Annotated in this window: 2 protein-coding genes; both read right to left on the reverse strand. The window is 41.9% G+C overall.

Translation table 11 applies throughout. The annotated features are described in order from the left end of the window. A partial coding sequence (gene tssF, locus IQR33_RS26825; protein ID WP_193844219.1) for a type VI secretion system baseplate subunit TssF occupies positions 1-687 on the reverse strand: 687 nt, incomplete at its 3' end. After that, the coding region (locus IQR33_RS26830; RefSeq protein ID WP_193844220.1) for a GPW/gp25 family protein at positions 684-923 on the reverse strand (240 nt) is incomplete at its 5' end. The genes IQR33_RS26830 and tssF, both read right to left, overlap by 4 nt.

Consider the following 923-nt stretch of genomic DNA (forward strand, 5'->3'; position numbering starts at 1 on the left):
TACTTCAGAAAGATGTCTTTTGGTTAAAGGACGAACTTCTTTGCCATCCACAACAACAGATAAACCAATTAGGTTTTGAAACAGCATTTGGTAGAGCTTAAAAGTCAATTGAGATTGACCGTTTAAATAGAAGCGCAGCCGTTCTGCCCCCATTTCACCAAGAGGAGTCTCTTCATCTTGAGCCGTGAGCTGTACTTTCAAAACTGAATGAGCATTGCTTTCCCATCGTGAGCCAACTGGCTTGAAAGGCGCATTTTTAAAAACGCCAGAGGTCACATCAACAGGATACATTCTGACCGGATAACAAGTTCTAAACTCGCACTCATGATATCCAGGAGCACCGATAACAACTCGCTCGCCTTCTTCTACATCAAAATGAGAGGAAGTGGAGTTAGAACAGCTCATTTTAATGACTGACATTGACGGGATTGGGGCGTGAAAATCAGGATATAACTGTCCCATCAAAGACTCTGTAAATTGAGGGTAACTATTGTCTAAGCTTTGTCTAATCCTTGCTGTTAGAAATGCGCAGCCTTCTAACAATCTTTCTACGTGCGGATCGTCAACCTGTTCCTCACTAATACGAAGTCTCGCAGCAATCTTAGGATACTGCTCCCCAAATTCTTGCCCTTTGTGACGCAAATAAGCTAACTCGCGATTATAGTACTTGAGAAACTCTTCACTCATTTTGCTCTACTCAGTTTCATACCTAAATTTACCGGCTCTACTTCAGAATTGAATCGCACTTCATGAACACTGTTATCAATTAAGCAAGTGGCATTTATCTGTAACCTCAATACCCTATCAATAGCGTTTTTCTCGTCCGAAATCTGGACATGAGGGTTCCTTAACCTCGGCTCAAACTCTTTAATTGCATCATGAACGATGTCGCAAAGCTGATTCTGCCCTTCTTGGCTGCTATA

It is taken from the genome of Vibrio sp. OPT46 (genome assembly GCF_015163535.1).
Lineage (GTDB): Bacteria > Pseudomonadota > Gammaproteobacteria > Enterobacterales > Vibrionaceae > Vibrio > Vibrio alginolyticus.